This window comes from Sphingomonas sp. PP-CE-1G-424 (assembly GCF_004341085.1).
GTDB lineage: Bacteria > Pseudomonadota > Alphaproteobacteria > Sphingomonadales > Sphingomonadaceae > Sphingomonas.
In genome coordinates, this window is the sequence record NZ_SLXW01000001.1 from 486485 (window position 1) to 508764 (window position 22280).

The 22280-nt window shown below is 67.7% G+C and carries 15 protein-coding genes and 1 pseudogene; 7 read left to right on the plus strand and 9 right to left on the minus strand.

Features of this window, described 5'->3' with window-relative positions:
* Window positions 1–6: 6 nt before the first annotated feature.
* The 5 genes from C8J43_RS02225 to C8J43_RS02245 all read right to left on the minus strand — a co-directional run bounded on the left by C8J43_RS02225 (window position 7) and on the right by C8J43_RS02245 (window position 6246).
* A complete protein-coding gene (locus C8J43_RS02225) occupies window positions 7–1413 on the minus strand; it encodes an L-serine ammonia-lyase (protein WP_133029550.1) in 1407 nt (468 codons plus the stop codon).
* A gap of 32 nt (window positions 1414–1445) precedes the next feature.
* Complete coding sequence (locus tag C8J43_RS02230) at window positions 1446–2105, minus strand: alpha/beta fold hydrolase (protein ID WP_056054930.1); 660 nt, start codon at window positions 2103–2105, stop codon at window positions 1446–1448.
* 40 nt (window positions 2106–2145) lie between these two features.
* On the minus strand, window positions 2146–3447 hold the full coding sequence (locus tag C8J43_RS02235) for a CitMHS family transporter (protein WP_121905151.1): 1302 nt from the start codon (window positions 3445–3447) through the stop codon (window positions 2146–2148).
* A gap of 229 nt (window positions 3448–3676) precedes the next feature.
* Complete coding sequence (locus tag C8J43_RS02240) at window positions 3677–5164, minus strand: porin (RefSeq protein WP_133029551.1); 1488 nt, start codon at window positions 5162–5164, stop codon at window positions 3677–3679.
* Window positions 5161–6246 carry an ABC transporter substrate-binding protein gene (locus C8J43_RS02245; RefSeq protein ID WP_133029552.1) on the minus strand — a complete coding sequence of 362 codons (1086 nt, stop codon included), beginning with the start codon at window positions 6244–6246 and terminating at the stop codon, window positions 5161–5163. The genes C8J43_RS02240 and C8J43_RS02245 overlap by 4 nt, the downstream gene beginning before the upstream one ends.
* Window positions 6247–6355: 109 nt before the next feature.
* On the opposite strand from C8J43_RS02245, the gene C8J43_RS02250 reads away from it, so the two are divergent.
* Both C8J43_RS02250 and C8J43_RS02255 read left to right on the plus strand, forming a co-directional pair.
* Window positions 6356–7021 carry a response regulator transcription factor gene (locus C8J43_RS02250; protein WP_200912584.1) on the plus strand — a complete coding sequence of 222 codons (666 nt, stop codon included), beginning with the start codon at window positions 6356–6358 and terminating at the stop codon, window positions 7019–7021.
* Window positions 7011–8408: a sensor histidine kinase gene (locus tag C8J43_RS02255; protein WP_133029553.1), complete on the plus strand. Its 1398-nt coding sequence runs from the start codon at window positions 7011–7013 to the stop codon at window positions 8406–8408. Before C8J43_RS02250 ends, C8J43_RS02255 begins: the two co-directional genes overlap by 11 nt.
* Here the strand turns inward: C8J43_RS02255 and C8J43_RS02260 are convergent.
* Entirely contained in the window at window positions 8400–11399 is a 3000-nt protein-coding gene (locus C8J43_RS02260) for a glycosyl hydrolase family 28-related protein (RefSeq protein WP_133029554.1), read from the minus strand. The two genes, C8J43_RS02255 and C8J43_RS02260, sit on opposite strands and share 9 nt — an antisense overlap.
* Before the next feature lie 54 nt (window positions 11400–11453).
* On the minus strand, window positions 11454–11711 hold the full coding sequence (locus C8J43_RS02265; RefSeq protein WP_056055970.1) for a LuxR C-terminal-related transcriptional regulator: 258 nt from the start codon (window positions 11709–11711) through the stop codon (window positions 11454–11456).
* A gap of 255 nt (window positions 11712–11966) precedes the next feature.
* Here C8J43_RS02265 and C8J43_RS02270 point away from each other — a divergent pair, with 255 nt between their 5' ends.
* Complete coding sequence (locus C8J43_RS02270) at window positions 11967–13313, plus strand: gluconate:H+ symporter (protein WP_121885628.1); 1347 nt, start codon at window positions 11967–11969, stop codon at window positions 13311–13313.
* The gene (locus tag C8J43_RS02275; RefSeq protein ID WP_133029555.1) at window positions 13303–14001 is read left to right on the plus strand and encodes an FCD domain-containing protein; all 699 of its coding nucleotides are present in this window, start codon (window positions 13303–13305) and stop codon (window positions 13999–14001) included. The genes C8J43_RS02270 and C8J43_RS02275 overlap by 11 nt, the downstream gene beginning before the upstream one ends.
* A gap of 20 nt (window positions 14002–14021) precedes the next feature.
* Here C8J43_RS02275 and C8J43_RS02280 read toward each other — a convergent pair whose 3' ends face one another.
* Window positions 14022–14531: a gluconokinase gene (locus tag C8J43_RS02280; RefSeq protein ID WP_133030009.1), complete on the minus strand. Its 510-nt coding sequence runs from the start codon at window positions 14529–14531 to the stop codon at window positions 14022–14024.
* Window positions 14532–14746: 215 nt separating this feature from the next.
* Here C8J43_RS02280 and C8J43_RS02285 point away from each other — a divergent pair, with 215 nt between their 5' ends.
* Complete coding sequence (locus C8J43_RS02285) at window positions 14747–17803, plus strand: glycosyl hydrolase family 28-related protein (RefSeq protein ID WP_133029556.1); 3057 nt, start codon at window positions 14747–14749, stop codon at window positions 17801–17803.
* Between the two features lie 212 nt (window positions 17804–18015).
* The gene (locus tag C8J43_RS02290) at window positions 18016–21006 is read left to right on the plus strand and encodes a TonB-dependent receptor (protein WP_133029557.1); all 2991 of its coding nucleotides are present in this window, start codon (window positions 18016–18018) and stop codon (window positions 21004–21006) included.
* Between the two features lie 47 nt (window positions 21007–21053).
* Here the strand turns inward: C8J43_RS02290 and C8J43_RS21765 are convergent, their stop codons facing one another.
* Window positions 21054–21218 (minus strand): hypothetical protein, encoded by a 165-nt coding sequence (locus tag C8J43_RS21765; RefSeq protein WP_165899526.1) that lies wholly within the window; start codon window positions 21216–21218, stop codon window positions 21054–21056.
* Between the two features lie 326 nt (window positions 21219–21544).
* On the opposite strand from C8J43_RS21765, the pseudogene C8J43_RS22260 reads away from it, so the two are divergent.
* Window positions 21545–21712: pseudogene (locus C8J43_RS22260) on the plus strand (methyl-accepting chemotaxis protein); the annotation flags it as partial.
* Window positions 21713–22280: the final 568 nt, after the last annotated feature.

Below are 22280 nucleotides of genomic sequence, written 5' to 3' on the forward strand. Positions count from 1 at the left end.
AATCCTTCAGCATTCGACGACGTTGACGGCCAGGCCACCAAGCGACGTCTCCTTATATTGCGAGCGCATGTCCTCACCGGTCTGGCGCATCGTCTCGATCACCGCATCGAGGCTGACGATATGGCGACCGTCGCCGCGCAGCGCCAGATACGCGGCGTTGATCGCCTTGATCGCACCCATCGTATTGCGCTCGATGCACGGGATCTGGACCAGCCCGCCGATCGGATCGCAGGTGAGGCCGAGGTTATGCTCCATGCCGATCTCCGCCGCATTCTCGATCTGCGCATTGGTCCCGCCGAGCGCCGCGACGAGCGCGCCCGCCGCCATCGAGCACGCGACGCCGACCTCGCCCTGGCACCCCATCTCCGCCGCCGAAATGGAGGCGCGCTTCTTGTAGAGAAAGCCGATCGCCGCCGCGGTCAGCAGGAAGTCGTGCGCGCCCTTCGGCGTAGGATCCTTGGTGAAGGTCTCGTAGAAGCGCAGCACCGCCGGCAGCACGCCCGCCGCGCCATTGGTCGGCGCAGTGACGACGCGGCCACCCGCGGCATTCTCTTCGTTCACCGCGAGCGCATACAGGCTGACCCATTCGAACACCGCGGAGGGATCGGCCGCGGTATCGCGCGCCTGCAACCCCTCGAAAAGCGCCTTCGCCCGACGTGGCACCTTCAGCCCGCCCGGCAATATGCCCCCCTGCCGACACCCGCGATCGATCGACGCGAACATGGCGCCACGGACGGCGTCTAGGAACGCGTCCGTTTCGCTCTCCGGCCGCCACGCAATCTCGTTCTCGCGAACGATGTCGGCGATCGTCATGCCGGTGGCATCGCCGGTCGCGAGCAGCTCCGCCCCCGACGAGAATGGCCGCGGCAACAGGATGTTCGCCTTCACCGGCCCCGAGCCCGCCTCGACGATCGCCCCGCCGCCGATCGAGAAATAGGTCCGCTCGACGGTGCGCCCGTCGCCGAACGAGGCAGTGAACGTCACCGCATTGGGATGCCCCGGCAGGAAGGTCTTCGCATGGAACAGCAGATGCTGGCTCTCCTCGAACCCGATCTCCACTCGCTCGGCCAGCATAAGCCGCCCGCTCGACCGGATCGCCGCCAGCCGCACCGGGATCAGGTCGGGATCGATCGTCTCCGGCTGCGCGCCGCTCAGGCCCAGCATCACCGCACTGTCGGTCGCATGCCCCCGCCCGGTCAGCGCCAGCGAACCAAAGAGATCGACGCGCACCGCGACAGGCTGTTCGTCCGCGACCAGATCGGCGAACAACCATGCAGCACGCATCGGCCCGACGGTATGCGAGCTCGACGGCCCGATCCCGATCGTGAACAGGTCGAGGATGCTGATCGCCTGATGGCAATCCGGGCGCGCTCGCGTGCGCTCGTCGGGGCGGTCGAAGGTCAGCGGGTCCATGCCTTGCGCCATGCACCGCCAACGCGGCGATGTCAGCCGGATTTCAACCACTGGCGAAGCACCGCGGTGACCTCGCCCGGACGTTCGAGCGGGGACAGATGGCCGCAGCCGCGCAGGAGGTGGAAGTGCGCACCCGGAATCCGCAGGCTCAGCGACAGCGCGTCGTCTGGGGTGCATATCCGGTCGCGATCGCCGACTGCGACCAGGGTCGGTACGTGGATTGCGGCGATCGCCTCGCTGATGTCCGGCCGAGCGAGCAGCGCGCGTTGCTGGCGTTCGAACACGACGGGTCCCACGCGATCGGCCATCGCCTGGGCCGGGCCGCTGACGATCGCGGAGAGGCGCGGGTCGGCATGCGGCGCGGTGGCGAGCATCCCCTGGCCCGCGACGGTACGCGGACGGACGTCCATCGACCCGCGCGTGCCGAACAGCGCGATCCGCGTGATCCGCTCGGGCGCCTGGCGGACCATCTCCATCGCGACGTAGCCGCCGAGACTGACGCCCGCGACCGCAAACCGAGGCGGTGCGGCGGCGAGTACACGCGCCGCCATCGCCGACAGCGTATCGTCCTGCGACAGGTCGCCGAACTCGACCTGCGCGACGGCGGCGAGGTCGACGATCTGGCGGGCCCAGAGCTGCCCGTCGCAGCCCATCGCGGGGAGCAGCATCAACGGTGTACGCGGTCGGATCATGCGGAAGCTCCGGTAGCGGCGGGTTGCGGGGATGCTCACCTCAGGCGACGAACGGGAAGGCGAGCGCGATCATCCCGACCAGCGTCATCACCGTGCAGACGCCGATCGCGGGGACGAGCGTGAAGCGCTGGTGATCGGCGAGGTCGATCCCGACCAGGCTGACCAGCAGATAGGTCGACGGCACCAGCGGGCTGAGCAGGTGGACCGGCTGGCCCATCAGCGACGCACGCGCGATCGCCTCGGGCGCGACGCCGTAATGCGCGCCGGCCTCGGCGAGGATCGGCAGCATCCCGAAATAGAACGCGTCGTTCGAGATAAAGAAGGTGAACGGCATGCTCAGCACCGCGGTGATCGGCGCCATGTACGGCCCGAGCGCGGGCGGGATCACGCCGACCACCGCCTTGCTCATCGCCTCGACCATGCCGGTGCCGCCGAGAATCCCGGTGAAGATGCCCGCCGCGAAGATCAGCGACACCACCGCCAGCACGTTGCCGGCATGCGCGGAAATGCGCTCCTTCTGGTCGGCGACGCCAGGATAGTTGACGATCATCGCGATCGCGAACGCCAGCATCATCAGCACCGACAGCGGGAGAATGCCCCACACCAGCAACGTCAGCAGCGTGATGACGAGGGCTGCGTTGAACCAGATCAGCTTCGGGCGGCGTGCCTCGGGATATTGCGAGACGGCCATGCCGGTGAACTCGGTGTCCGCCGTGATGCCGGCTTCACCCATCCGAACGCGCTCCTTGCGCCCGAAATACACGGCAAGGCCGATCAGGAAGGCGAGGCCGGCGATCATGCCGGGGATCAGCGGCAGGAACAGCGTCGCCGGATCGAGCTTCAACGCGCTTGCTGCGCGCGCGGTCGGCCCGCCCCACGGCGTCAGGTTCATGATCCCGCTCGTCGTCATCAACAGGCAGACGAGGTACAGCCGGTTCATGTTGAAGCGCTTGTAGAGCGGCAGCAGCGCGGCGATCGTGATGATGTAGGTGGTCGAGCCGTCGCCATCGAGGCTGACGAGCGCGCACAGCACGACCGTGCCGATCAGGATCCGCATCGGATCGCCGTGGACCATCCGGATCAGCCGCCCGACCAGCGGATCGAACAGGCCGGTATCCGTCATCGTCGAGAAGAACAGGATCGCGAAGAGCAGCATGACGCCGGTCGGCGCGAGGTTCTTGATGCCGTCGATCATCATCGGGCCGAGACCCGCGGCCTCACCCGCGAAGACGCCGAAGATCGACGGAATCACGATGAGCGCGACCAGCGGCGTCATTTTCTTGGTCATGATCAACGTCATGAACGTGGCGACCATCAGGAAGCCGAGCAGGGCAAGGTTCATCGCTTCGTCCTAGGAAAGGGCGTGAATAGGGGGGTGGGGGTGGCAGACGTCGCCGCAGTTGCACTCGCGGGGGCCGCCACACGGGCGGCCGCAAGCACCCCGTCATCCTGACGAAAGTCAGGATCCAGGGTTACGGAGCGTGGTCCCTTGTGGCTCTGGATCCTGACTTTCGTCAGGATGACGGAGGGGTGGGGCCGGGCCGTCGTGGCAGATCGCATGCCGGTCAGCATCAGAAGGTGACGCCGACGCGGGCGCTCACCGTCTGGCCGCTGTCGTTGCCGACATAGTCGCCGGCGCGGTTGTCGGTGTTCCACTGGATCGCGTTCACCTGGAAGCGGGTGAAGGAGTTGAGGTACCAGTTGACCCCGACGGTCGCCGCCCAGCCGTCGCCGCCGGTCAGCAGATTGTCGAAATCGAGGCTTTCGTAGCGTGCGGTGAGTTCGATCGCGCCGACCCCGCCGTCGAAGGTCGGCTTCAACACCTTGGGCTGGCCGAAGCTGCCGAGCCGCGGGTTGTACGGCGGCAGGTCGCCGGTCAGGAACAGGCCGGCCGAGACGCTCCACGCCTTGCTGACGAAATCGGGACGCCCGCCGTCGAGCCGCGCGTTGCGGCGGCCCGCTTCGCCCATCACCCACAACGGCCCGCGATAGCCGCCGAGCTCGACGCCGTAGCCGGTCGTGCCGGTGCCACCGATCAGCGGCCCGGTCGACACGCGCAGCGCGCCGTTGAAGCGGCCGCCGATCACCGTGTTACGGGTCAGCGTGCCGGCGACCGACGACAGCGATTCGTCGAAGCCCCAGACACCGAGATGGAGCACGCCGGTATCGGACTTGATCGGGTTCCAGTGTGCGCGGCCCAGCACCGTGCGGCTGTCGCCAACCGCCTGCGTGCCGTCGATCCGGTCGCCCGTGACCGTCAGCGAGGCGTGGCCGGTCTTCCAGAACACGCGCGGCATCACGCCGATGCCATAGAAACCACGCTGCGGGATGATCGCAGTGGCGACCGTGGTGCGCTCGAGGAACGGCGTCGAGTCCGAGCCGGTCGAGCCTTCGAAGCCGCGATCGTTGAACAGGTGCCCCGCGCGGACGTCGTAGTCGAGACCCGGCTTGATCTTGTTGCGCCAGCCGACGAACGCGGTGACGACGTCGACCTCGTTCTCCGAGAAGTCGCTCTCGAACTGGTAGAAGAAGTGCGTGCCGACGCCACCTTCGAGACCGAGGCGCAGCGCGCGCATGCCGGTCGTGGTGATGTTGCGGCCGTCGTATTTCGAGCCGAAGCTCGAGCTGACGTCGGTCAGGATGCGGCCGCGCGGCTTGAACGTGTAGACCCCGTCCGCCGAGTGGAAGACGGGCAGGCCCGCGCCCCATTCGGTGGTTACGCCCGACGGATTGTCACGTGCGGCGACCGCCTGCGCGACGCTGCGATCGGCAGGCCCCGGAGGCGCGAGCTGCGGCGCGAACGGCACTGTGCGGCGCGGCTCGGTGTTCTGCGCGACTGCCTGCGGAGGCGCGACTGCCTGTGGCGGAGCGACCGGAGGCGCGGTTTGCGCAACGGCGGCGGCATTCTCCAAGCGATCGAGCCGCGACTTCAGCGCCGCGATCTCGGCGGCTTGCGCGCGCACCAGCGCACCGAGATCGGCATCGCTCGGGGTCTGCGCGAGCGCGGGGGTGGCGGCGATCAGCGCGAGTGCGGCGCACCCGGTACGGAAGAGGATCATGGGGCTTTGGCTCCGGTGGCGAGAACCGCGGTCCAGTCGCGCAGAAAACGCTGGCGCTTGACGCGGTCGAGGTTGACGAGAAGTTGTGGGCCCACGCGGATCGGCCGCGCCTGGGCTTGGGGAAGGCGACGGGCGGCCACGTCGGTGCGGACGGGCCACAGGCTGCGCTTGGCGAGCAGCGACTGGCCCTCGCGCGACAGCAGGAAATCGAGGAACAGCTTCGCCGCCGCCGGGTGCGCGGCCTCGCGCGCGATGAACGCGATCCGCGAGGTGACGATCGTGTAATCCTGGAGGAACGCGACGCCGATGCGGCGATCGGTCCGCGCGCGTTCCAGCGCGTAGGAGCCGATGACGTTGTACGCGAGGGCCTGCCGCCCCTCGGCGACGCCGCGCAGCATCGGCTCGCTGGTGCGCGACAGCACCGGCTTTGTCGCGGCGATCGCCTCGACCAACGACCGCGTGTCGCGCGTAATCGCGAGATCCTCCGACAGGTACAGATAGCCGACATTCGAGCGCGCCGGATCGAACGTGGTCACCCGGCCTGTCAGGGCGCGCGCATTCTTCCGCAGCCATGTCTCCAGCGCGGCGTGCGTGCGCGGCACCTGAGCGGGCGGCACGAGGCGCTTGTTGTAGACGATCCCGATTGGCTCCGCGGTGACGCCGAACCCCATGTTCTTCCACACCGACACAGGCGGCAGCGCGGGCTTTTCGGGGCTCGCATAGCCCTGTGCGAAGCCGTCGTTGATGAGCTTGACCTGCAGGTCCATCGCCGACGACCAGACGAGATCGGCGGACATCTTTTTCGCGCGCGTCTCGGTGACGAAGCGGCGGTACATCTCGGTCGAGCCGATGTCCGCGTAGAGTACGGTGATGCCCGGATAGCGCTTCCGGAACGCGGCGACGACCGGCAGCAGCTCGGCGCGATCGGCATTGCCGTAGATCCGCACCTGCCGCTCGGCGCGCGCGTCGGAGATCAGCTGGTCGTAGGAGCGCGGATAATTGGCAGGGCGCTGCGCCACGGTCGTCGCGGCAAGCGCCGATAGCCCGGTCAGTATCGCGATCTTCACTAAAATGCGTGCCATCATCACTCTCCTCGCCTTCCGTCTCTGTGTTCGGATAGACTGCAACGGTGGAGTACGAAGCGAACCTGTCACCAACCTTTCACGCCGATCGGGCGCAGGACGAGCCGTTGTGCGCATCCTGCTGATAGAGGACGACGCAGCCCTCGCGCGCAGTATCGCGGCATTGTTGCGCGCCGGCGGCAACGCGGTCGATCACGTCGCGACCGGGGAGGAGGCACTGTCGGTGGTCGCCGGCGAGCCTTATGCGCTCGTCATCCTCGACGTCGGCCTGCCCGGTATCGACGGCTTCTCGGTGCTCGAAACGCTGCGCCGTCGCGGCGAGCGCGTGCCGGTGCTGATGCTGACCGCACGCGATGCGCTCGACGACCGGGTGCGCGGGCTCGACCTCGGCGCCGACGATTATCTCCGCAAGCCGTTTGAACCCGAAGAACTGGAGGCGCGTGTCCGGGCGCTCGGCCGGCGGCGCGGCGGTGATCCGCTGCCGGTGCTCAGCGTCGGTACGCTGACGATCAACCGCTCGACCGGCGACGCGGACATAGCCGGCCGTGCGCTCGACCTGCGTCGGCGCGAGCGCGCGGTGCTGGAGGCACTCGCCACCCGAGCCGGTCGGGTCGTCCCCCGCGCGCTGCTTATCGGCGAGGTGTTTGGGTTCGACGAGCCGGTCGGCGACAACGCGATCGAGGTCCATGTCACCCGCCTGAGGACCAAGCTCGCGCCAGACGGCCCCGGTATCCGCACCGTCCGCGGGGTCGGCTACATGCTCGATGCCGGCTGAGACGCAGACTCCTGCGCTACGCACGCGCCTGTTGGTCGCGGTTCTCGGACCGTTGCTGGCGGCGGCGATCCTGATCGGCGTGGTCGGTGCGACGCTGATCGCCGACGTCGTCCGCCGCACCAACGATCGTGTGCTCGGCGGTGCGCTCGGCGCGATCGCCGAGACGGTGCAGGTCGAACGCGGCGAGGTGACGCTCGACCTGCCGTCCGCCGCGTTCGGGATGCTGGAGAACACCGAACGCGACAACGTCTATTACCGTGTTGCCGTCGGGCCAGACCTGCTCACCGGCTATGCGGATCTGCCCGCGCCCGATCCCGCCACGCTCTCGATCGACGTGCCGCGCTATCGCTTCGCGCGCTACCGCGGCCAGCAGATCCGCATTGCCGAGGTCCGCCGCTCGCTCCCCCGGATCGACAAGCCCGTCATCGTCCAGATCGCCGAGACGCTCGACAACCGCGGCGCGCTCACCCGGCGGCTGATGCTCGCGCTGCTGATCGGCGAATGCGTCCTCGTCGGTGCCGCCGCGTTGTTGCTGCGACCTGCGCTAGGCTGGAGTCTCCGTCCGCTCGCCCGCCTCCGCGGCGCGATCGAGGCACGCGACGAACGGGCGCGCCCCGATTTCTCCCCGCTCGACACCGGTCCCCTGCCGCGCGAACTCCGCCCGCTCGCCGGCGCGTTCGACCGCCTGCTGGCACAGCTCGACACCGCGACGGTCGGCGTCCGCCGGTTCACCGCCGACGCCTCGCACCAGATGCGCACGCCGCTGTCGGTCCTGAAGGTGCAGGTCGCACTCGCACGGCGCGGCTCCGACGCCGAACGCCGCGACGCGCTCGACGAGATCGCCGATGCGGTCACGCGGCTCGAGCGCCTGGTCACGCAGCTGCTCGCGCTCGCCCGCGCCGAGGAAGCCGGCGTGTCCGCCCCGCTCGAGGCGGTCGACCTGCACGAGGTCGCTGCCGCGGTCATCACCCGCCGGATCAACCAGGCGATCGAGGCCGGCGTCGACCTGACGCTCGATAGCGAGGACGACGCGCGTCACATCGTCTCGGGCCACCGCACGCTGATCTTCGAGATCCTGTCGAACCTGATCGACAACGGAATCCGCTACAACGCGGTCGGCGGCACGGTCTCGGTCAAGCTGGTGACATCGGCATCGGACACCGCGGTCGTCGTAGCGGACGACGGCCCCGGTATCCCGCCCGCCTGCCGCGACACGGTGTTCGACCGGTTCGTCCGCCTCGGCGGCGTCGCGAGCCCGGAGGGCAGCGGACTCGGCCTCGCCATCGTCCGCTCCGCCGCAGCCCGGTTGAACGCGACGATCGGCTTCGGCGACATCGAGCGCGGCACCACGCTCATCCTGCGGTTCCCGCGCGTGCCGTCAGAGTGACACGCCGTACAGCGCATGGTGCGCGAGGATGAAGAGCGTGCGGCCGTCAGCGCCGCCGATCACGAGCTGGAGCGGCCGTTCGGGAACATCGATCCGGCGCAGCAACGTGCCGGCCGGATCGTAGACGAACACCTGCCCGTTCGCGACATAGAGATTGCCGGCGGCATCGCGCGCGACGCTCTCGCCGCCACGATCGGCGACAATCTTGAGATCGGTGACGCGACCCTGGTCGCCGACGAGGCCCGAATAGGTGCGGCCTTCGGAGGCGTTGGTGAGCACGACGCGCTCGCCGGGTTTGGCGGCAACGAAGCCGTTCGCGTCGAGCGTGTCCGACCAGCGCCAGCCCTGATGATCGTCCGGCCCCTGGTTCCATACGCGGAACGCGGGCAATGCCAGCGACCCGTCGGGCGAGACATATTCCTGCGGCTTGGCCTCGCCCATCTTCGTCGTGAAGAAGTCCGTCATCGTCGGGAACTGGTAGCTCGTCGGATCGATCCGGTCGGCGAACTCGCCGTTCGCCCAGACGTTGACGGGCAGCACCGTCGCGGCGTCGCGGCGGGCGCGGACCGGCGTCGGCGGAATCGCCTTAACCTCCGCGGGCTTTGCCGGATCGATGCTGTAGACGGTGCCGTCGCGGCCTGCCGACGACAGCACGAGCAGGTCGCCCGAACGATCCACCGCCAGATTGACCGCATCGAGAGGTGCCTCCGCGACGATCGACAGACCCTCCGCCTTCGACCAGCCGTGGATCCGTTGGAACTGGCGATCGATGAAATACAGCTTGCCCTTCGCATCGACGGCACCGCCGGCGATCGAATAGAACCCGTCCGCAAGCTTTTCAACGCCCGGCGATACCGGCACCGCCGAGGCCGTCGCGGCAGCCGGTGGCGCAGGCGGAACGTCGAGCTTGGCGAACTCGAGTTCGCGGACCTCCTGCTGGCGGGTCATATCCTTGATGCTGTTCTCGAACGGGAATTTGCTCGCGCGCAGATACGTGCCGCAACCCTTCGAATCGCAGCTCGCGAACCCGCTTTCGGCGTTCACATGGACGTTGCGGAAGCGGATATCGCCCGAATTGTAGAGCTTCACCGCCGCGTCCATCGGCTTGATCGAGCGCGTGACTCGGTAGCCGTGATAATTGGCGAACACGATGTTGCGCGAGTTGCGGATCTCGGTCGAGATCGCGTTGACGCCGTCTCGCACCTCCTGCTCGGTCTGCGGCGCAAGGAACTCCCAGTTCTCGACATGATCGAGGACGATTTCCGCACGGTAATGATGCTCGGCCGACAGTTCGTAGACATGGCCCGGCGTCTTGGTGTTCGAGACGTGGAACCCGGCCGAAGCGAGCGTGTTCGGCGACCACAAGGCGGCGAAGGTGCCGCCGCCGCCATCGGTGACCCAGATGCTCGGATACTGGCCGTCGAACCGCGCGCGCGGATCGCCGAAGCCGATCGGGCTGCCCTTGGTCAGCACGGTGCCGCCGCCGCCCTGGATCTTGACGTCGTTGACCATCGACGCCTCGCCCGCCTTCCACAGCAGCGCGGTCGCGCGCGGGTTCACGCCGCCGGTCCACAGACCCAGACCCGAGACGATCGCGTTGCCACCTTTCGCGCTCTGCAGCAGCGCCTTTGGACCGCCGACGCCCATATAGGCGGGCGTCTCGTCGGGCAGGTACAGATGCGTCAGGCTCGGGTGGAGCGCGATCAGCACGCTGTCGGGCCGCAGCCTGATCGTGTCAGTGACGCGGTAGCGACCGACCGGGAGATACACCACGCGGTGCGTATCGATCGCGCGCTGCAACGCCGCGGTGTCGTCGGTCGTGTCGTCGCCCTTGACGTCCAGATCGTGCGCGTTCGCCCAGTCGCGCACCGGCGGCAACGCGGCGATCGCCGGCTTGCGTCGCTCAGGCAGGCGCGCGAGCGGCGCCATGACGATATCGGTCGCATAGGCACCGATCTGGCCGAGCCCGGCAAGCTTCAGGCCGTAGGAGAAATCGCCGACCCGGTAGCGTGTGCCTGCCCCGGCCACGGTCTTGCCGCTGTCGCGAAACCGCACGAAGGTCGGCGTGTTTACCGCCACCGCATTGTCGAACCCGATCTGCGTAAAGACGCTGCTTTCGTTCGACACGACGACGCCCGCCTGCGCGATGTTCTCGAAGCGGACGTCCTTGCCGTACAGCGAATCCGAATAGCCGCGATCGATCTCTATTCCGACGGGCGTATCGCGGATCGCGACGTTGACCAGGGTCAGGTCGACCTCGTGTTCACGGATCGCGGCATCGCGCTGGCCCTGGAAGTCGGAGTCGATCAGCGTGAACTGCCAGGCGGGCGATGTCTTCTCCGACAGGATGCCGTAGCGGCCGCCGAAGAACTTCAGATCCTCGAACTCGTTGCCCGCCTGATAGACGCCGGCTAGCCCAGAGCCGATATGGAAGTCGACGTGGCGCAGATAGCCGTGCTGCGCGACGCGGAACCGCACCGCGACCGCCCCGGCATTGCCCGCGCCGATCCGGAAGTCGACGTTCGACAGCGTGGAATAGAAGGTGCTCGAGGTCGCGTCGAAGATCGCGGGGTCGAACGGCACGCTGGTGCGCGGCGGGACGGGCGCCTTACCGACGCGGTACTGGTCCTCGCCGGTGAACGCGACCATCGCCGCGACGCCCGAGGCATAGCCCGCGCTGTTGTCGCCGAGCACGATTTCCGGACGGGTCGGACCGACACCGAAGATCCGGACGGCGGAGCGGACGAAGATGGTGCGGCTGATCCGGTAGCGCCCGGACGGCAGGAACACGACTCCGCCATGCCCCCCGGCTGCGGCGGCATCGATCGCCTGCTGGAGCGCGACGCTGTCGTCGGCGCGGCCGTCGCCGACGCCCTGGACGGTGATCGCGCGCGGATCAGCGGGGGCGATCAGGTAGACCGAGCTCGTCTTCGCCAAGGCCGGCGTCGAAAGCAGCAGCACCGCGGCGCCAAGCAGCCATCTCGCATCCATCGTCCGTCTCCCCGTAAATGCAGTGTGCCCGTCGATCGCTCGCGAGCCGAACGTTCAGGCGGCGTGCAACACCAGGCCGTGCGCGACGATCGCGACCTGAGTCCGGTTGCGGACGTTCAGCTTGCGCATCAGCGCGGTCATGTGCGCCTTCACGGTCGCCTCGGCGATACCGAGGTCGTACGCGATCTGTTTGTTGAGCAGTCCGGAATGGACGCCGTGCAGCACCTTGATCTGGGTCGGCGTGAGCTGCGGCGATACCGGGATGGCGGGCAGCTGCCGGTGCTGCGAGACGGTCTGGGTGGTCCCTTGCATGGTCATCCTCCTCCTGTTTCGGCCCGTGGGTGCGATCCATTTGAATGGATTCGGTTGGACAGGTTTTCCGTATGCGCCCCGGATTTATCGGCAATCAAGCCTTTTCTGTTGGCGGCAGGCAAAAACCTGTCCTACAGCTAGAGCCATATCGGCAGGCGAGAAACGCCGCCGGATCGAACGGGGAGCGATGATGAAGGCGCAAGCACCGGACCGTCAGCCAGAACGCCGCAACGCCCCTGCGATCGGCGCGGCGCAATGATCGGCGGCGACCTGCGGTTGGTGATCGCCGCGCTCTCCGGCATCCTGCTCGCCGTCCTGATGATCGTCAAAGGGCGTCTGCACCCCTTTATCGGGTTGTTATGCGGCGCGTTCACCGTCGGCCTGCTAGCCGGACTGCCGCTGCCCGATGTCGCCAAGGCGGTGCAGAAGGGCGTCGGCGATATCATCGGCGGCACTGGGCTGGTCGTTGCGCTAGGCCTGTCGCTCGGCGCGATGCTGCATCTGTCGGGCGCCGCCGCGTCGCTGGCGAAGGGCGCGCTGCGACTGACCGGCGTGCGCGCCGCGCCGTGGGCGACGCTGGGAATCGCGATCGTCGTCGGCCTGCCGTTGTTCTTCGAAACCGGGCTCGTGCTGCTGCTGCCGATCGTCGTCGCCGCAGCGGAGGAGATGACCGGCAAGGACGGCGCAGCGCGCGATGCCGCCAAGCTCCGGCTGATCATGCCCGCGCTTGCCGGCTTGGGCGTGGTCCATGCGCTGGTGCCGCCGCATCCGGGGCCTTTGCTCGCGGTCGAGGCGCTCGGTGCAAATCTCGGCCGGACGATGCTGTACGGTATCCTGATCGCGATCCCGACCGCGGTCATCGCCGGGCCGCTGCTGGCGAAGTTCACCACGCGGGGCGTCCGGCTGGTATCGCCCGTGCTGCGCGAGACCGGGCTCGCGATCGCACCACCGCCCCGCGCGCTGTCGCTGCTGATCGTGCTGTTGCCGGTGCTGATGATCGCGACCGGCGAGCTCGGCCAGATGGTGCCGTCGTGGAAGGGCGCGGCCTGGCTGGTCGCCGCGAGCAACCCGGTCGTCGCGCTGTTGTTGACCAACCTGATCGCGCTGCCGCTGCTGTTCGGCCGGCGGTTGCGCGAGGTCGCGATCCAGGATGCGGTGTGGCACGAGACGATGGGCGCGGCGGGCGCGATCCTGCTCGCGATCGGGGCGGGCGGGGCTTTGAAGCAGGTGCTGGTGACAGCGGGGCTTTCGGACCTGCTCGCGCGGACCGTGCTGATGTATTCGATCTCGCCGCTACTGCTCGGCTGGCTGGTCGCGGTGGCGATCCGGCTCGCGGCAGGCTCGGCAACGGTCGCGACGATCACCGCGGTCGGGATCATGCCGGGCGTAGTCGCGAGTTCGGGCGTCTCGCCGGAACTGGTCGTCCTGGCGATCGGCGCGGGCTCGGTGTTCTTCAGCCACGTCAACGATCCGGGGTTCTGGCTGGTGAAAAGCTATGTCGGCACCAGCACCGCCGACACGTTCCGGACCTGGTCGCTGCTCGAAACCGCGATCTCGGTGGTCGGCCTCGTCCTCGTGATGGCGCTCAGCTATGTCGTCTGACCTACCACCCTCGACCGAAGGCCGGCTGGCGGATCGCGCCTATACCGGAATCGTCCGGATCATCACCGAAGACGATCTGGCGATCGGCGACCGCCTGCCGTCGGAGGCCAAGCTCGCGGCGACGTTCGGCATGTCGCGCACCATCGTCCGCGAGGCGCTGGCACGGCTCGCCTCGGACGGCATTACGCAGGCGCGGCTCGGTGCGGGCTCGTTCGTCAAGCGCCGGCCGTCCGCGCGGCTCGGCACGCACATGCCGATGGATGCACTCGCGACGACGCTCGGTACCTATGAAGTCCGCTTCGTGCTGGAGGCGGAGGCGGCGCGCCTCGCGGCGCAGCGCCGCTCCGATCGCCAGCTCGACGCGATCGAGCGCGCGCTGGAGGCGCTGCGGAGCGCGTTGCTGTCGAACGCATCGGCGCATGACGAGGACTGGCAGCTTCACCGCGCGATCGCCGAGGCGACCGGCAATGCGGCGTTCCTGCCGGTGTTCGATCATCTCCAGGACGAAGTGATGCGGATTCTACGCGCGGGCGTCGATATTTCGCGCTCGCGCCCGCCCGAGGTGATCGGTGCGATGATGGAGGAACATGACGCGATCGTCGAGGCGATCCGCGCGCAGGACGCGGACGGCGCAGCGCTGGCGATGCGCTGGCACCTGTCGCAGGGACGCAAGCGATTGATGCCGTGACCGCTCAGTATCGCGCAGGCTTAGGGTCGCGGAAACTGAGTCTCCAGCCAGGCGAGCGCGTCCTCGCTCAATCGCTCGGGCGTCAGCGCGGCATCGAGCGTGATGGCGCGCTCGCCGGGCGATGGCCGTTCGAGCGTCGCAAGCTGGCTGTCGAGCAGGCTGGGCGGCATGTAATGGCCGGTGCGGCCTGCGAGACGCCGGGCGATCTCGTCAGGCGCAGTGTCGAGCAGCACGAAGGCGAGCGGCACTGTGGAGGCTTGCGAGAGTCGCTCCCGGTAGCTGCGTTTCAGCGCGGAGCAGGCGGCCACCGCAATTCCGGTCTGATTGGCCCGATCCTCCGCCGCCACGCCGATCGCGGCACCGAGCCGGTCGAGCCACGGCCAGCGATCGGCATCGTCGAGCGGATGCCCCGACTCCATCTTGGCGACGTTCGCCGCGGAATGGAAATCGTCGCCTTCGAGCAGCGGGCTGTGCAGGTGTCGCGCGAGCAGCGCCGCCAGCGTCGACTTGCCGCTGCCGCTGACACCCATAACGACGATTCCGTACGGGGTCTGGGTGTTCACACGATCTGGCACCGGCGGTCGATATCCTTCGCAACGACCGAGTGGCCGGGTGTCGATACGCCGCTATCGATCAGATGTTCCGGATTGGCCATTACGACCTTTGTCGCAATCGTCGCGCGCGACGCGGCAGCCTATCACTTCCCGTACAGCGGGAAACGGCCCTCATCGAAGGACGCACAGTCATGACGGCCAGATTTACCGCCGGTTTCGCAGCCCCTCTTCTGGTCGGGCTCGTGGTCGGGGTGTCCGCCCCGGCGCTTGCCTCGACCTCGGTGTTCGCCACCGCACCCGTCGATCCGCGCGCGATCACGGTCGCGGCGCGCGGCGACGGCGTCACCGACGACAGCGCAGCGATCCAGCGCGCGATCGACGCGGCCGCCGCCGCGTCGAAGAACACCGGCGCGGGCGGCATCGCCTTCCTACCCGCTGGCCGCTACCGGATCACGCGCACGCTCTACATGCGGCCGGGCGTCCGCCTGTTCGGCGTCGGCAGGGCCCGCCCGGTGCTCCTCCTCGCGCCGTCGACCCCCGGATTCCAGCGTGGCGTCGGCAGCATGGTCTTCTTCACCGGCACCCCGGGTGCAACTGCGGGATCTCCGCCGGCACCGCCCGTTCCGGTCCCGCCGCCGACCAGCGTACCGTTCGATCCGGGAATCGCCGATGCCAATTCGGGCACCTTCTACACCGCGCTGTCGAACGTCGATTTCGAGATCGGCGAGGGCAATCCGGCCGCGACCGCAGTCCGCTTCCATGCGGCGCAGCACGCCTATCTCAGTCATATCGACTTCCACCTGGGATCGGCGCTGGCAGGCGTCTACCAGGTCGGCAATCTGGCTCAGGACCTGAAGTTCTTCGGGGGCCGCTACGGCATCCTGACCGAGAAGACCTCGCCGGCGTGGCAGTTCACCTTGCTCGATTCGATGTTCGAGGGTCAGCGCGACGCGGCGATCCGCGAGCACGAGGCCGGGCTGACGCTGGTCAATACCGTGATCCGCAACGTGCCGGTCGGGATCGAGATCGATCGCGGCTATGGCGACTGGCTGTGGGGCAAGGACGTCCGATTCGAGAACGTCGCCAAGGCCGGCATCGTCATCAGCAACGAAGGCAATGCCTATACGCAGATCGGCTTCGACAACGCAGTCGGGCAGAATACGCCGACCTTCGCACGCTTTCGCGACAGCGGCCGCACGGTCGCCGGGCCCGCCGCACGCTACCGCGTCCGCGCGTTTACGTACGGTCTCACTCTTCCCGCGCTCGGCACCACGGGCAGTTTCGCGACGCGGATGGACGCGACGCCACTGTCCAAGGTCGACCGTCCGCGCGACGCCGCGATCCGCGCACTGCCGCCCGTATCGGCCTGGACCAACGTCCGCGATCTCGGCGTCCGCGGCGACGATGCGACCGACGACACCGCCGCGCTCCAGCGCGCGATCGACGGCCACCGCGTGCTGTATTTCCCCGCCGGCTTCTACCGCGTCACCGACACGCTGAAGCTGCGCGCGGACAGCGTCCTGATCGGCCTCCACCCCAGCCTGACGCAGATCGTCCTCGCCGAGAACAGCCCGGCGTATCGCGGCGTCGGCAGCCCGCGCGCGCTGATCGAAAGCGCGAAGGGTGGCGCTGCGATCGTCTCGGGGCTCGGGCTGTTCACCGGCGGCAGCAATCCGCGCGCGACCGCGCTGCTGTGGCGCGCGGGCGAACGCTCGCTGGTCGACGACGTGAAGTTCCAGGGCGGCCACGGTACCTTTGCCGCCGATGGCAGCCGCTTCGATCCCTACAACGCGACGCACACCGCCGACATCGATCCGGCCAAGCGCTGGGACGGGCAATATGCGAGCCTGTGGGTCACCGACGGCGGCGGTGGCACGTTCAACGGCGTGTGGACGCCCGACACCTACGCCGCCGCCGGGCTCCACGTGTCGAACACCAGCACGCCGGGCTATGTCTACCAGATGTCGGCGGAGCATCACCGGCGCGCGGAAATCGTCCTCGACGGGGTGCGCAACTGGCAGTTCCTCGCGCCGCAGACCGAAGAGGAAGCGGGCGAAAGCCGGGCGACCGTCGCGCTCGAGGTGCGGAATTCGCGCGACATCCTGTTCGCCAATCTCCACGCCTACCGCGTCACACGGTCGCTCGAACCGGCGCGCGCGGCAGTGACATTGTACGGCTCGACCGACATCCGGTTCCGCAACGTCCACGTCAACGCCGAGAGCGGCTTTTCGACCTGCGACGCCAACGGTTGCGGGACGTATCTGCGCGCAAGCAAATATCCTTACGAGAACGCGATCGTCGACGTCACGCGCGGCACCGAGATGCGCGAACGCGAGTTCGCGGTACTGGACGTGACCGATACGCCGGCCCCAGCTGCCCCTGCCCCGCTCGCGCCCGTCAAGCCGGTCGCCGACGGCTTCTATTCACTCGGCGGCGGCGCGGTGGACGCTGCCGGCAAACTGTATTTCGTCGACCGTCAGTTCCAGCGCATTCATGGCTGGTCGGAAAAGGACGGCCTGTCGATCGTCGCGGATGCGCCGCTCGATCCCGTCAACCTGGCGATCGATCGGTCGGGCACGCTGATGGTGCTGTCGTCCGCAGGCCCGGCGGGCACGGTCTACGCGATCGACCCGGCGAAACCGCAGGACGTGCGCGCAATCGCACCGACACCGGTCGCCGCGCGCACTGGCGCTGCGGTCACACTGCCCGGCAGCGTCTGGAACAACGGCGAATTTCGCGATCAATACGACGCCGAGACCGACCATTTCACGACCTTGACGGAGATGTTCGCACGCGATGCCGCGGTCGCCAAGCCGCTGGAATATGTCTCGCCCGACAATAGCCTCGTGCTTCCCGCCTACCGCGTCTGGCAGCAGGGGCCGGTGAATCATCTCGGCTGGCGCTTTTCCGATACGCTCGACACCTATGGCTTCGTCACCGGCCGGGTCGGCGCGCGCGTGCACATCGTCAACGGATCCGAGGACACGACCTATACCGGGCTGCTCGGCCGCGGCGGCGCGATCACCGACCTGAAGCGCTTCGCGACCCGCGGCGGGGAGAGCGTCGCGACCGGTCCCGACGGACGCGTCTACGTCGCCAACGGACAGGTGTTCGTCTACGCGGCGGACGGTCGCGAACAGGGCCGCATCGACATCCCCGAACGGCCGCTGCAACTGCTGTTCGGCGGTGCCGACGGAAGGACGCTCTACATCCTCACGCACCACGCGCTCTACACCGCCCGCCCCTGATCGCCCCTGACAGCCAAGCTCCCCGCCGACCCAGGTGAAATGCGACGATGGTCGTAGATGCCCGGCTGCACCGCATGCGGTAGAACGCCGCGACAATCGAGCTTTGGCCGAGCCGAACATGGCCGATGCGAAGTGCAAAAAGGGGACGGATGATGGAATTGGTCACGCACGACCGGCGCTTGAGCAGAAGCCTGTTTGGTAGCGCTACTAGCATGGCGGTACTCGCGACGGCGCTGCTGTGCGCGCCGGCGATCGCGCAGACCGTCCCGCCTGTCACGACTGCAACCCCGGCCCCGGCTACCACTGGGGCCCCGGCCCCGACCGAGGCGCCCGCCGCCACGCCGCAGGCGCTACCCGCCGATGCTGCCGACGCCGAGCGGTCGCCCGCGTCGACCAGCGACATCGTCGTAACCGGCACGCGCATCACCTCGAGCGGGTTCAACGCCCCCACCCCGACGACCGTGATCGGCGAGGAGCAGATCCTCAAGAACGCGCAGCCGAACATCTTCACCACCGTGGCGCAGCTGCCGTCGCTGCAGGGCTCGACCGGCGCCAGCACGGGTACCTTCAGCACGTCGAGCGGCTCGCAGGGCCTGAGTTCGTTCTCGCTCCGCGGGCTCGGCACGATCCGCACGCTGACGCTGCTCGACGGCCAGCGGGTGGTCGGCGCGAACGTCACCGGCGTGCCCGACATCAGCCAGTTCCCGCAGTTGCTGATCAAGCGCGTCGACATCGTCACCGGCGGCGCATCGGCGTCCTACGGCTCGGACGCGGTCGGCGGCGTGATCAACTTCATCACCGACACGCGCTTCACCGGGTTCAAGGGCAATATCCAGACCGGCGTCACCACGTACGGCGACGACGGCCAGGTGCTGGTCCAGGCGGCGGTCGGCAAGAGCTTCGCCGGCGACAAGCTTCACGTCATCCTGAGCGGCGAATATTCGCACGAAGAGGGCGTCGGCCCCGGCAATTTCGGCGAAGACCTCGCTGGCAGCCGCGACTGGTACCGCGCCACCACGCTGGTCGACACCGGCATCCGCAACAACGGCTCGCCGCAGTTCCTCTACCGCGATCACGGCCAGGCCTATCAATACACCAAATACGGCCTGATCAGCGCTGGCCCGCTCCAGGGCACCGCGTTCGATGCCAACGGCCAGCCCTTCCAGTTCCAGTACGGCTCGAATGGCGTCCCCGCGAAGAACGCGGCGGGCACCGTCAACGGCTGTTATGTCGGGTTCTGCGTCGGCGGCGACCAGTCGGGGCATGTCGGATCGGGCACCTCGCTGCAATCGGGGCTGCAACGCCTCAACGGCTATACGCGGATCGGCTACGACTTCGCCCCCGACAACGAGGTGTATTTCACCGCCAACATCGCGCAGGTGAAGTCCGACAACCAGCCCAACCCCGGTGCATCGAAGACCGGGCTGACGATCCAGTGCGCCAACCCCTATCTGCCCGCCTCGATCTCGGCCGCGTGCGCCGCCAACGGCATCACCAATTTCCAATACGGCCTGAGCAACGCGATCCTGCCCAACATCCACGTCAATACCGACCGGCGGCAGTACCGCTTCGTCGGCGGGGTGAAGGGCAAGGCGAGCATCCTCGGGACCAGCTGGACCTATGACGCGTCGTACGAGCACGGCATCAACACCACCGACATCCGCGTCGACAACATCAGCCTGACCGGACGCTACAACCAGGCGATCAATGCGGTCCGGTTGAACGGCGAGATCGTCTGCGCCAATGCCGCCGCGCGCGCCGGCGGATGCCAGCCGATCAACATCTTCGGCGGCACCACGCCGTCGGCGGCGGCGCTTGCCTATATCGTACCCGCGAACGGGCCATTCCAGCACACCAAGCAGACGCAGGACGCCGCCGCCGTCAGCATCTCGGGCGAACCGCTGACCTTGTGGGCGGGGCCGCTCGCGGTCGCTGCCGGCGCCGAATACCGCCGCGAATTCTACCGCGTGAACGCCGATCCCTACGGCGCGGGCGTGTCCGACCTCAGCCCGAACTCGACGCTGTATCCGTCCGATCCGTCGCTGCTGCCCGCCGGCAACAACTGGTATGCGGGCAATTACAAGAACGGCACCGGCAAGTACGACGTGGTCGAGAGCTTCCTCGAGCTGAACCTGCCGGTCCTCAATTCCGACACGCTAGGCCGGGCGAACGTCAACGCCGCGGGCCGCGCGACGCATTATTCGACGTCGGGCAATGTGTACGCGTGGAAGGTCGGCGGCACCTGGGAGACCCCGTTCGACGGCTTCCGTCTGCGCGCCGTCACCTCGCGCGACGTCCGCGCACCGAACCTGTCCGAGCTGTTCGCCGCGCCGACGACGACGACCGTGCCGAACTTCACCGACCCGTTCCGCAACACGCAGGTGCTGATCATTCAGAACACGATCGGCAATTCGGCGCTGCGCCCCGAAATCGCGCGCAGCACCGAGGCCGGCATCGTGCTTGCCAAGCCGAAATGGGCACCGGGGCTCAGCCTGTCGTTCGACTATTACACGATCAAGCTGAACGACGTCGTTTCCAGCCTGACCGCGGCGCAGATCGTCAACCTGTGTTTCCAGGGCAATACGGAGACCTGCGACAGCTTCAATCTGCAGAACACGGCGGGCCCGAATTTCGTCAACGTCCAGTCGTTCAACCTCGCCTCGATCAAGACCAACGGGTTCGATATCGAGGGCAGCTATCAGTGGCGCCGGCCGCTCGGCATCGCCGGCAACCTGACCGTGCGCGCGCTCGCCACGCACGTCATCAAGTTCGTCACCGATCCCGGCCTGCCCGGCACGATCCCGGTGGACAGTGCGGGCGCGAACTCGGGCGCGACCCCCAGCTGGAAATGGCTCGCGACGCAGAGCTACGACACCGATCAGTTCAGCCTGACGCTGCAGCAACGCTGGTTTAGTGACGGCGTGATCGGCAACCAGTACGTCGTGTGCTCGGCGGGGAATTGCCCGGTATCGACGGGCAACAACCCGACGATCGACTACAACAAGATGAAGGGCGCGTTCTACTTCGACATCGGCGGCGCGGTGAACGTCACCAAGCAGGTCAGCATGTTCTTCAAGGTCGACAATCTGTTCGACCATGATCCCGAGCCCTCGCCGCAGACCAACACCGGGCTCGACGTGAACCCGGCGCTCTACGACACGCTCGGCCGCTTCTACCGCATCGGCGTCCGCGCGCGGTTCTGAGGGCTGGGTCCGCAGTCGGCGTATTCCGCGCCGACTGCGGCCCCCTTTCAAGACGGGGAAATACCCAGGAATACCTCCTGCGGCGCCGCGAGGTCGGTCGCCTGCCGGATCGACGCCTTCATCCGCCCCAGCGCCGCTCCCAGGTCGGCGACCGATATGTCGCGCTGACGATGGAACCGGCGGGCTGGTGCCGGCCGATCCCAAGACGACATGGTCGCGGCGGTTCGGGGACTGCGAGGGTAAGACCGTGATGCTGATCGCGGGCTATGGCGTAGCGTCCCGACCGACCGCATCGACGCGAAACCTGTGTCCGAGCCGGTGCTGGTTGGTCAGGCGTCCAGTCGCGAGGACTACTACGTGGTCGGCGTCGTCCCGTCGACATGGACGATATTTCCGTTCGATACCATGCATCTACGAAAGGATCGGAGAGAATCGCCATGATGCGTTAACCATCGCCGGGTAGGGCCGCAGTCGGACTTTGAGAAAGTATACGATGCCCCGACGCATACGTGCCCTGCTGACCGCGCTGAGCGACAAGGTTACCGCGCATGCCGATCAGGCGGAGGCGATCGCCGGGCGGACCAACCTGCTGGCGCTGAACGCGACGATCGAGGCCGCGCGCGCAGGCGAGGCGGGACGCGGGTTCACGGTCGTCGCGCAGGAAGTGAAGCATCTGGCGGCAAGCGCGCGGAGTTCGGCCCGCGCGTTTCGCGACGAAGTCCTGCATTATCTGCAGCACGGCGCGGTGATCGCGAGCGAACTGGCCAAGGACATGGAGGGCGGGCGGCTCGCCGATCTTGCCCAGTCGATCGCGGATACGCTGGCGCGCACGCTGTACGACCGCTCGATCGACGTGCGGATGCTGGCCACCGATCATTCGATCAGCGAAGCGCTGCTGCTCGACCGATCGTCGCCGCAGATCGAGGCGCGCGCGTTGAAGCGGTTGCAGTCGCTGCTCAATTGCTCGCCCTATTTCCTGAACGCGTTCGTCGTCGACGCGGAGGGGCATGTCGCGGTCTGCGCGCACGCGAACGCTGCCGTCCGCACGGTGAATTTCACGAATTACGACCAGTTTCGCAGCGCCATGTCCGCGCCGCTCACCACCGAATGGATGACCGACGCGGTGTGGAGGAACCCGTGGTCGAGCGACCGCAACGTGCTCATCTACGTCGCGCCGATCCGGATCGAAGAGGTGACGATCGGCGCCTGCTATCTCGAATTCGATTTCGAGGGCCAGGCGGCGGCGGTGATGAACGTCATCAATCGCACCGCTG

Coding starts and splice junctions, on each gene's coding strand:
- C8J43_RS02290 (WP_133029557.1), top strand. CDS start 18,016: ATGGCGGTACTCGCGACGGCGCTGCTGTGCGCGCCGGCGATCGCGCAG.
- C8J43_RS02260 (WP_133029554.1), bottom strand. CDS start 11,399: ATGGATGCGAGATGGCTGCTTGGCGCCGCGGTGCTGCTGCTTTCGACG.
- C8J43_RS21765 (WP_165899526.1), bottom strand. CDS start 21,218: ATGTCGTCTTGGGATCGGCCGGCACCAGCCCGCCGGTTCCATCGTCAG.
- C8J43_RS02280 (WP_133030009.1), bottom strand. CDS start 14,531: ATGGGTGTCAGCGGCAGCGGCAAGTCGACGCTGGCGGCGCTGCTCGCG.
- C8J43_RS02230 (WP_056054930.1), bottom strand. CDS start 2,105: ATGATCCGACCGCGTACACCGTTGATGCTGCTCCCCGCGATGGGCTGC.
- C8J43_RS02265 (WP_056055970.1), bottom strand. CDS start 11,711: ATGCAAGGGACCACCCAGACCGTCTCGCAGCACCGGCAGCTGCCCGCC.
- C8J43_RS02245 (WP_133029552.1), bottom strand. CDS start 6,246: ATGGCACGCATTTTAGTGAAGATCGCGATACTGACCGGGCTATCGGCG.
- C8J43_RS02285 (WP_133029556.1), top strand. CDS start 14,747: ATGACGGCCAGATTTACCGCCGGTTTCGCAGCCCCTCTTCTGGTCGGG.
- C8J43_RS02255 (WP_133029553.1), top strand. CDS start 7,011: ATGCCGGCTGAGACGCAGACTCCTGCGCTACGCACGCGCCTGTTGGTC.
- C8J43_RS02240 (WP_133029551.1), bottom strand. CDS start 5,164: ATGATCCTCTTCCGTACCGGGTGCGCCGCACTCGCGCTGATCGCCGCC.
- C8J43_RS02270 (WP_121885628.1), top strand. CDS start 11,967: ATGATCGGCGGCGACCTGCGGTTGGTGATCGCCGCGCTCTCCGGCATC.
- C8J43_RS02275 (WP_133029555.1), top strand. CDS start 13,303: ATGTCGTCTGACCTACCACCCTCGACCGAAGGCCGGCTGGCGGATCGC.
- C8J43_RS02235 (WP_121905151.1), bottom strand. CDS start 3,447: ATGAACCTTGCCCTGCTCGGCTTCCTGATGGTCGCCACGTTCATGACG.
- C8J43_RS02225 (WP_133029550.1), bottom strand. CDS start 1,413: ATGGACCCGCTGACCTTCGACCGCCCCGACGAGCGCACGCGAGCGCGC.